The organism is Mycobacterium sp. NGS40, assembly GCF_059812735.1.
Genome location: NZ_JCALDG010000055.1, coordinates 1 through 9,326 on the forward strand (window position 1 = coordinate 1; position 9,326 = coordinate 9,326).

The window sequence follows — 9,326 nt, forward strand, 5'->3', positions numbered from 1 at the left end:
CCCGTCGCCGGCACCGCCGAGTACTGCCCTCCCATCCAGGAACAGATCTACCGCGTCTGCGCTCGTGAACGCCAAGGCCTCGTCAAACGAGGATCCACCCCAGGCCGCGACGTCACGTGGCTGCCGGCCCCAAATCCCGCCGACCGCGAAATCGCCGCCCTAGAAGCCACTTTCACCGACTCCACCACGGCGCAGCGCGCCGACCGCCCCGCCATCGCACGCGCCAGCGAACATCTCAGCGGCCACGGGCTCGCAGGTGCTGATCCACTGTGCCGACCTGTTGGCGCACACATCAGCAGGGCACTGGAGCGCTGCCTCGCCAATCGGCCGACTGACAACCTAGACCCCTTACACCGACAACACAGCGAAAGGAGAAGCGGCACTTCCGCGCCCGGCCAAAGCCAGGAGTTTCCGCGCCGCAACAAACAGATGCCCTCGCCTCACGCCTGCTCACCGCTCCGACTGAGTCGACGCCAGCCAATGTGGCATACGCTTCGCTGCTTAGGCGCACAGCGACCCAAGACCTCGGTGACGCTGCGCACAATCCGGTACTGGCTGATGATGCATTCGGGTCCCAATTCGCCGAGTTTCGCATATTCCCGTTGCGCCGCGGCGCTGGCAGCGAAAGTAAGGTGGCATAGATGATTTCACCGTGCCGCCAGAGCTATCGGGGTGTCGCCGCCTTCGCACTGGCTTGCGTGATCATGACGTGGGCGTGTTCACACGTCCTTAGCGGACAGCCGCGCGCGCTGTCGGCTCGAGACAGTGCGGCCCCGACCGTGGCCCCGACAGATCTCGACAAACTGCTGCTGTCGGACGAACACATCAGCGACATCGTCGGCGCCGGCCCGCTGGCGACCTTCCACACCTATTCGACAATCACCCCGGCCGATGCCAGCGAGACCTTCTCAGATCCGAGCTGTGCCGAAGCAGTCTGGAACACCATGTGGACCGCCTACGACGGCTCTGGCTACACCGGAGCGCTCGGACACGGGTTGCGCGAGCCCGGCGACCGGCATACCCATTCCGTCGACCAAGGAGTGGTCGCGTTTCCCACCGCTGATGCAGCCACCCTATTCGTCGCGCGCGTGACACTGGCCTGGCAGCACTGCGCCGACGCCCATTTCAGCGACACCGGGCCCACCGGGCCGCCGCCGAACACCCGAACCGATTGGTACACAGTGGGATATCCGACAATTTCCGATATCTCAACACTCGTCATCCACCCGGAAGGCAAGGGTGAACAGACCAACGTACGCGCAATCACCTCACGCTCCAATGTCGTCATTGACGTCGCTGCACAAGGCCCCGCCATGGTCACCGACAAGATGGTGACGATCGCGAACGCGATCGCCGCCAAGCTACCCCACTAAATTACGACCTCGCCAAGGCCGCCGCCGAGGAAGATGCCCCCCGCCCCGAGGAGGACGCTCCGCTGTTGACCTCCTATGCCGCTTGCGCGTCATCGGTCCCCCAGGGTGGCCAGCGCGCGTGACCACTGGTCGTTGAGCCGCTCGAGTTCTTCGAAATGCCCTGGGGCTGGCTGGGATTGGTGTCTGTTGGCTTCATCGGTACGCAGGTGCGCATAAACCTTGCGCACAATTTTGCGTTCCAGGCACCGCAGGGCTTTGGCGTGTGTGTCACCGGCGTCGCGGCGCCGACGGTAGTAGTCGGCGCCGGAGCCGCCCCGCAGTTGGGTGAAGGCGATGCGGAACAGCGCGGCGTTGAGTTGACGGTTGCCGCAGCGGCTACCGCGCAGCCGCACTTGGCTGCCTCCCGAGGTGTGTGGGATGGGGGCGAGGCCGGCGTGGCGGGCGTAGGCGGCTTCGCTGCGGAACCGGTGCACGCCGGCGGTTTCTCCGATGAGTTTGGCGGCGGTGAGTTCGGCGCAGCCAAACAGCGTCAAAAGTGAGGGCGCCGCGGCGCGCACGCGCACGGCGATACGGCGTTCCAGGGCGTCGATTTCGTCGGTGAGCCTGGCGATGTCGGTCAACTCGTCGTAGGCCAGCTCCGCGAGCAAGCCGGGCTGGGTGGCCAGCCAGCTCCGCAGCGCTTGACGTGGAAGCTCGTGGTCGAGCCTCATCCGTTTGCTGGCGTGGGGTGGGTCGAGTTCGTGCACGCGCCACATCAACCGATTCATGGTCGCGCGCCGGTACTGGACCAGGTGCTCGCGGCGATCGACGAGCAGCTTCAATTCCCGCGAGGTGTCGTCGTGGCTGGCCACGGGCAGGTCCGGTTCGCGCAGCACCGCGCGCGCCACGGCCAGGGCATCAATGGGGTCCGACTTGCCCCGGGTGCGGGCCGAGGCACGGGTGCGGGCCATTAGTTGGGGTGGCACACGCACGACATGTTGTCCTGCGTGGAGTAAGTCGTTTTCTAGTCGCGTGCTGAGGTTGCGGCAATCCTCCACCCCCCAGACCAAGTCGCCCCTGAAAGTGTCGCGGGCCCAGCTCAGTGCCTCGAGGTGCCCGTCGGTGGTTGCCGCCACGGTAATTTCTGCCAGCTTTCGGCCGACGCTGTCGACACCGACGAAGGTGTGGGTGGCCTTGTGTGCATCGACACCGATCACGACATCCATTGGCACCACCTTGTGCAGCAGGAACGCCGGCCGCGTTGCGGCCGCTCACCGCGCTTGTGGTGTGCGCGTGAGACACCACAAGCCCCTCCCCCGCCTGGAGCCGGCAGTATTCGCCTTAGCGCGCCGAGGCGCGCACTACTGGCCTAAGCCAGGCCTCAGGTGTTGCAAGCATCCGGCCGCCGCGCGTGGCGGTCGCGACACTTGCGAGTGGCGTACTACTTTCGGTTCGGCCATCCCATCCCTCAGAAGAACGTGCCGGCAGTACCGCAAACAGCCCAGCCGCGGGGGCGGCGGCAGTACTACGTGGAGCCAGACATGCACCCGTCGGGACGTCTCGATGGTATCGCAGGTGCCTCGCGCACAGAACGGCGTATCAGAAGAAATCAATGTACGTGCGGGCGCTGCCTTTTCGCCATAACTCGGTCGCAAGACGTCACCCGCCAGGCGCTCCCACCCGCACAATTCACCTTTGGTAAAGAGCGTTCGGCATATATCGGTAGTCTGATCCGGTGGCGATCTTCGGTCGAAAGACGGCGCGCCAGCGCCTCCGGAGAGCTACCCGGGAATCATTGTCGATGCCGGCCTTCAGCTCTCCTGTCGATTGCTCCCCGTGGGTGATCGGTGGGCTTTGGCCTGCCGAACTGTCGACGGTGACAGACGAAACCGCCACGCTCGCAGAGTATCTCGAGAAAGACCTGCAACGAATCACCGGCAGCGCCAACAAACAGCTGGGGATGGTCAAGCGAGCGGGACTCACCGATGTGGGCTGGCGCGCGGCAGAGGCTCGCGTGATCGACGAAGCCCGTGCGCGTGCCGTTCGGCGCGTCGAATCGACGATTCGCCAGCTGGAGATGATGAAGGCTCAGGTACGCGCGCGACGCCAAACCGCACAGGTCGCGCGACGTTTCAGCACGGCCGACCTGGAAAAGACGCAAGTCATCCCCGCGGTCCCGGCGGCGGAACCCGATGTGGTTGCGCCGGCGATCGACGAAACCCAAGTCATCCCGGTGGTCCCGGCTACAGAGCCCGTCGTCAGTGATCGGACGCTCGACCAGACGCAAGTCATACCGGTCGTCACCGCCGAGCCTGTCACCGCCGAGCCCGTTGCTGAAGAGCCGGCAACCGAGATCTCCGCGGACGACGACCTCGATTCTTCCGGGGGCCGGCATCGAGCTCCTTCCGAGGATGCCACGGTGGACGTCGCTATCCCGGTGCAACCGGAAGTCCGGGAACCGGAACCCGAGCCGGTGGCTGTCAGCGAGCCGGAGGCCGTCAACGAGCCGGAGCCCGAGCCGGTGGCCGTCAGCGAACCGGAGCCCGAGCCCGAGCCGGAACCCGAGCCGGAGGCTGTCAGCGAGCCCGAGCCCGAGCCGGTGGCCGTCAGCGAACCGGAGCCCGAGCCGGAACCCGAGCCCGAGCCCGAGCGCGAACCGGAGCCGGAACCGGAACCGGAACTCGTGGAAGCCCCGGCGGCCGCAGTCAACGCCGAATCCGATTCCGAACGATTGCACCGGCTGTTAGCGTTCGTCGTCCGGCAAGACCCCGGGCTGAACTGGGCAGTCGGCGATCTCGCGGACGGCACGACGCTGTTGGTCACCGATCTTGCCCACGGGTGGATTCCGCCCGGAATCACGCTTCCGGTGGGCGTGCGATTGTTGGCGCCCGGGCGCCAGACCGGCAAAGCCTCGGCACTGCTCGGTGAGGCGATCCGGACCGCCACCTACACGCCCGGCGATCGGGTCGGCCGGGCGACCGACTTCGCCGCGACCGAATCGTCGGTGCAGGCCCGCGAACTGCCGGCGGTCGAGGATATCTCATGGGAACTGGGTCGAGTCACGCACTGGCGCGACGGACTGCCGCGGTTAGTGCACACCCTGGCCAAAGCCGCGACTGCGGGAACGGGTGTCGTAGAAGAGGAAGCCGACCTGCTGCGCGTTCATCTCGACACGGCCCGTTATCAGCTGCTGAGCCAGTATCCGGATGTGGTGCCCGCGCTGTTGCTCAACTGCCTGTTGTTGGCCGCCACCGAAAGCAGCGTGGCCGGCGATGCGACGTCGGCGAACTATCACCTGGCGTGGTTCCAGAAGCTCGACGAACCGCCGGCCAGCCAGTGGACTGCCGAGACCTGACGGCACTCGCCGGCCGTAGCGCGGGTTCTTCGCGGCAGAACAGGTAGTCCATTACGCATGCGCACGACGCCGGTCACTTCGTAGATTTTTATTGACGGCCGGACCCGCCGGGCGCGAATCCCTCTCAGGTGATCGAAATGCTAGCCATCCCGAAAACAGTGGTGCTACATCGTGATACCGCTGCAGCCACGCAACCCAGCCATGCGGCGGTCGCAACATCAGGCGCCGCGCAAGCACACAACCTCACCAAAGTGGCACCGGAACCTGTGCTCATCACCGAACGCCAGGTCACGTTCGCAACCGCGGCTGCCCTCGGGGCACTCCAGCCCCTCACCACCCCGCGCCCTGGGCGTGTCACCCTCTGGCAGCGGTTGGTGCGGAGCGTCAGCGTCGAGCGTGAGCCGCGCCGCCGGTACCCGCCACGCAGGACCAGCTACTTCGAGCAGGCGGCGACGGCCCGTGAGATGGACCGACTGTGAACGAGCTTCTGATGGTCGCAGAAGGCGTTGTGCTGATCGTGGTCAGCATCGGAGTCCACCACCTCTCCGCATGGTTGGAACGCTGGGATTACGAACGCCATTGCGAGGATTGAGTTGGCCGGCAGCGGATTTCGGCAGTTTGGAGTCTTACGATTCTTCTAGGCCGCGTGTGAAGGTCAGAGAGCTAGCCTGGTGCTGCGGTGGGGATCCCCAATTCGGCTGCCGCTGCGAGCATCCGGGCGTCATAGGTGATCACCGTACGTAGGGTGTCGCCGGCACGCTGTGCGGCAACGAGGTGAATGGCGTCGAGACTGCGAAGGGTTAGTGGCTGCAACGTGCCTGCGTCGTCGAGTAACTGTCGGCTCAGCGTGATGATGTCCAAGCCGTGCAGGAGGTCGCGTGCGTGACCAATGGCTTGGGGCCCGTTCGGGAAGACTGCCCGTATCAGTTCAGTGCGCGCCAGGGCTGCTGAGAACAGGGTGTCGTGGCGTTGCTCAGCGAGGAAGTTTTGCAGCGCTACCGATTCCGCCTCGACGACAACGAGTTTCACCAACGCGGACGTGTCCAAATAGATTCGCATCTGGCTAGCGTTCATCGTGCCGTAGTTGTTCTAGAGCCTCAGTGGGACTGTGCGGGTAACTCTGCGGCTCAAGGTCGTCGGCCTTCAAAGGACGAGCCGCCAACACAACCTCGCCGGAGTTGACGAGGTCTTGCCATGGATCGCCTGTAACGGGCACGAGACGCGCGACCGGGCGGCCGCGGTCAGTTATCTCGATCGACTCCCCCGCTGCGACGTCCTCGAGGTACTTGCTGGCGTTCTGCCGAAGCTCGCGAACTCCTATCGCCCTCATGTGCTACATGGTAGCACATGAGGGCGATAGGAGTGGTCTAATGGTTCGTAGACCCTTGCGTCTGTCAATAGTTGTGGCCCACTATGTCCTCACGCCACGCGATGCGGTTCGCGCCGGACAAGGGGGCTGGTGTGTGATGACCTGGACGACTCAGCTCATCTACCCCGCCGCAGGACTGACTGCTGCCGACACGGCGGCACTGGCCGAGGCCCTTGGTAGGGCCGAAGTCAGCTACGACGCTGGCAGGAATCGGTTGCAGATCACGCTGGCGGTGGAGGCCTCGACCCTGGCGGAGGCCACCGGTGTGAGTCTGAGTGCCGCGGCCGCGGCTACCGGTCTTGCGGCGCCCATCCGATTGCTGGTGCAGAGCACTGCCGATTTCGTTGCGGACGCTGAGCACCCGCCACCGTTGAACCTTGACCTCATTGGAATCACCGAGATCGCTGGTGAGTTCGGTGTCTCCCGCCAGCGCGTCGGACAACTCGCCGACGACCCGGACTTTCCCGCACCCGTCGTGCATGCGGCCATTGGCCGTCTCTACACAAGGGCATCCGTGCGGGCTTTCCACGAACGCTGGACGGCTGCCCGTAATCCGCGTGGTGGGCGGCGGCGCCGACAGACCGAACCGGCAGGCACCTAACGCCATGCAGAAGAGACCACCAGTGGGTGTGAAGAGGTTGGCCACAGATCGCCAAGGCCTGTCTGTCTGGGAAGGGACGGTGAGCGTGGCACATTCTGTCGACGACGCTCAGCCAAATCTGCTGGGCAACAACGCAATCGAGAAGGCGGGTGTCACGTCGTGCCGTGATCAGCCCCGCGAGGGCTGCGCGACGTATCGGGGTATCGATGCCGCTGAGTGAGGGTGCACAGTTCGCCGGCTACACGCTGGTGCGGTTGCTGGGTAGCGGAGGGATGGGCGAGGTGTACTTGGCCCGTCACCCCCGTTTCCCGCGGCTGGAGGCGCTCAAGGTGTTGCACACTGAGTACTCGGCCGACCCCGATTTCCAACAGCGTTTTAACCGGGAGGCCGAGTTGGCTTCGGGATTGTGGCATCCCCACATCGTGGGGGTGCATGACCGCGGTGAGTTTGACGGCCAGTTGTGGATCACCATGGACTATGTTGATGGCGCCGATTTGGGCGCGGTGGTCAGCGCGAACTATGCGTCCGGAATGCCGGTCGAGGCCGTCGTGGCGATGGTCGCCGCGGTGAGCGACGCGTTAGATCACGCTCATCACCGCGGGCTGCTGCACCGTGACGTTAAGCCCGCCAATATTATGGTCAGCCGGGCCGATGACGCCGGAGAGTGGCGAATCTTGTTGAGCGACTTCGGTATCGCGCGCCCGATCGACGACGCGAGCGGCCTGACCGCGACCAACATGGCGGTGGGAACCGTGAACTACTGCGCACCCGAACAGCTGATGGGTGGGGCACTGGATGGCCGGGCGGACCAATACGCGTTGGCGGCTACCGCCTACTACCTGTTGACCGGTACCAAGATGTTTGCCAATCTGCCTGCGGTGGCAGTGATTAGCTCCCATCTGACCGCGCCACCGCCACTTCCTGGAGCCGTTCGTCCCGACCTGGCCATCACCGATGCCGTGTTTGCCCGGGCTCTGGCGAAAGATCCGCGGCAGCGCTTCCAACGGTGCAGCGAATTCGCGGCGGCGTTGGCCGATCAACTCCGCTTGGCGCCGTCTTCACACAACGCGGCGGCTCAAGCAGGCGGCCAGCCGGCCGGCGAGACCCGGCCGTGGACGACGACGCGGCCTGATCGGACTCCACCGTCGTCTGAGCTGGTCGCCGCCGCGTTCACTGCGCCACCACAGCCAGCTGGGCGACCGCATCCAGGCCCGGGATGGCCGCCGACGCCGCCCCACCCGCATCATGAAGGCGCACCACCGCGGCCGGCACGAGGGCGCCGGTGGCTGCCGGCCGCGCTCGTGGCGGCCGCGGTGCTCGCCGTCGGTGGCGTGGTGGCGTATTTCGTCCTGCCGCACGGCGCTCAGACCTCCGCGCCACCGGGCACGACATCGGCTCAAGAGGCTGCCGGGCTGGCCGCGCAGCGCTATCTTGAGGCGCTGTCGCGTGGGGACGCCGACACGGCTTTGTCGTTGGGCACCACCGCCTCGGCCACAGCGCAGTGGGTCAGCGCCGACGCCCTGCGCACCCAATTGGCGTCAACACCGATCACCGACATTACGGTCACCGCAGCTCCTTCGGCATCCGGCGATGACCCGGCCAGCGTCCAGTACGTGATTTTGTCCGCCCGCTTCGGGCCGACCTCGTCGCAGACTCGTATCGCATTGCACCGCCACGGCGACGACTGGAAACTCGACACCGCTACCGTGCCCGTCGACATCGGAACGCCAGGCACCAGCAGTGCCTCGTTCAAGGCAGTCGCACTGTTCGGCATCGCAACGAACGGAACAACCCCGGTCTCGGTTTTCCCAGGCGCCCTTGCCGTCGCCTCGTCGAACCGCTTCATCGACATCACCGCCCAGGCGCCCCCGGTACTGCTGAATGCTTTGGGCGCCAACGCCACCCACCCCAGCATCCAACCCGTAGCTACCCTCAACGATGCCGGCCTGCAAGCCTCCAAAACGGCCATCGACAACTGGCAGCACTACTGCTACCAAGGAGTCGCCCCGCCACCGGAGTGCAACACCCTGGACACCGGTGACACCAAAGTATCGGTGATCGGTGCCGGTGATTTCTCCGACACCCGGTTTAGCTTCGATCCCAACACCATGTTGGTGACCGTATCAGGCAGCGTCGTGTACAACGCTCACTCACCGACCACCAGCAGGGTGATCTACAAAGCCTCGGGCACAGTCGATTTGACCAAAGATCCCCCGGTGTATGGGTCCACCCCCATCCATCGCTAAACAGTCGAGCGTGAACTGAGGAAGGTGAGCACCGATGCCGTTGAGCGAAGGTGCCTCGTTTGCCGGCTACACGGTCGTGCGGCTTTTGGGTGCCGGCGAGATGGGCGAGGTGTACTTGGCGCGCCACCCCCGGTTACCGCGGCTGGAGGCCCTCAAGGTGCTACGCGCGGATCTGTCGGCCGACCCTAATTTCCAGAAACGATTCATCCGTGAGGCCGATCGAGCCTCGCAGCTGTGGCATCCCCACATCGTGGCGGTCCACGACCGGGGCGAATTCAGCGGCCAGCTCTGGATCGCCATGGACTACGTCAACGGCCCCAATCTTGATACGGTCCTCACACAACGCCAGGGCCTGGGCCTGCCGCCGGCCGAGGTCCTCGCCGTGGTCAGCGCCGTCGGCGCC

At 65.3% G+C, this 9,326-nt stretch carries 9 protein-coding genes and 1 pseudogene; 7 read left to right on the forward strand and 3 right to left on the reverse strand.

Features of this window, described 5'->3' with window-relative positions:
- Window positions 1–641: 641 nt before the first annotated feature.
- Window positions 642–1,373: a sensor domain-containing protein gene (locus AC5Y5O_RS31315; RefSeq protein ID WP_330981107.1), complete on the forward strand. Its 732-nt coding sequence runs from the start codon at window positions 642–644 to the stop codon at window positions 1,371–1,373.
- An 89-nt stretch (window positions 1,374–1,462) separates the two neighbouring features.
- Here the strand turns inward: AC5Y5O_RS31315 and AC5Y5O_RS31320 are convergent, their stop codons facing one another.
- On the reverse strand, window positions 1,463–2,578 hold the full coding sequence (locus AC5Y5O_RS31320; RefSeq protein ID WP_500028700.1) for an IS110 family RNA-guided transposase: 1,116 nt from the start codon (window positions 2,576–2,578) through the stop codon (window positions 1,463–1,465).
- Between the two features lie 650 nt (window positions 2,579–3,228).
- On the opposite strand from AC5Y5O_RS31320, the gene AC5Y5O_RS31325 reads away from it, so the two are divergent.
- Together AC5Y5O_RS31325 and AC5Y5O_RS31330 are read left to right on the forward strand one after the other, a co-directional pair.
- Entirely contained in the window at window positions 3,229–4,707 is a 1,479-nt protein-coding gene (locus AC5Y5O_RS31325; RefSeq protein ID WP_442931856.1) for a DUF5631 domain-containing protein, read from the forward strand.
- A 251-nt stretch (window positions 4,708–4,958) separates the two neighbouring features.
- Window positions 4,959–5,186, forward strand: coding sequence for a hypothetical protein (locus AC5Y5O_RS31330; protein WP_330981109.1), 228 nt, complete (start codon window positions 4,959–4,961; stop codon window positions 5,184–5,186).
- A 184-nt stretch (window positions 5,187–5,370) separates the two neighbouring features.
- On the opposite strand, the gene AC5Y5O_RS31335 is transcribed toward AC5Y5O_RS31330, so the two are convergent.
- Together AC5Y5O_RS31335 and AC5Y5O_RS31340 are read right to left on the reverse strand one after the other, a co-directional pair.
- Complete coding sequence (locus tag AC5Y5O_RS31335) at window positions 5,371–5,766, reverse strand: type II toxin-antitoxin system VapC family toxin (RefSeq protein ID WP_330981110.1); 396 nt, start codon at window positions 5,764–5,766, stop codon at window positions 5,371–5,373.
- 4 nt (window positions 5,767–5,770) lie between these two features.
- Window positions 5,771–6,037: a type II toxin-antitoxin system Phd/YefM family antitoxin gene (locus AC5Y5O_RS31340; RefSeq protein WP_061559440.1), complete on the reverse strand. Its 267-nt coding sequence runs from the start codon at window positions 6,035–6,037 to the stop codon at window positions 5,771–5,773.
- A gap of 136 nt (window positions 6,038–6,173) precedes the next feature.
- Between AC5Y5O_RS31340 and AC5Y5O_RS31345 the strand changes: the two genes are divergently transcribed.
- The 4 genes and pseudogenes from AC5Y5O_RS31345 to AC5Y5O_RS31360 all read left to right on the forward strand — a co-directional run.
- The gene (locus AC5Y5O_RS31345; RefSeq protein ID WP_061559439.1) at window positions 6,174–6,677 is read left to right on the forward strand and encodes a hypothetical protein; all 504 of its coding nucleotides are present in this window, start codon (window positions 6,174–6,176) and stop codon (window positions 6,675–6,677) included.
- An 85-nt stretch (window positions 6,678–6,762) separates the two neighbouring features.
- Entirely contained in the window at window positions 6,763–6,897 is a 135-nt protein-coding gene (locus AC5Y5O_RS31350; protein ID WP_254902471.1) for a hypothetical protein, read from the forward strand.
- Window positions 6,884–7,720, forward strand: a pseudogene (locus AC5Y5O_RS31355) (serine/threonine-protein kinase); the annotation flags it as partial. The gene AC5Y5O_RS31350 and the pseudogene AC5Y5O_RS31355, both read left to right, overlap by 14 nt.
- A gap of 1,237 nt (window positions 7,721–8,957) precedes the next feature.
- Window positions 8,958–9,326 (forward strand): protein kinase domain-containing protein (locus AC5Y5O_RS31360; protein ID WP_500028701.1); only part of this gene is annotated, 369 nt, incomplete at its 3' end.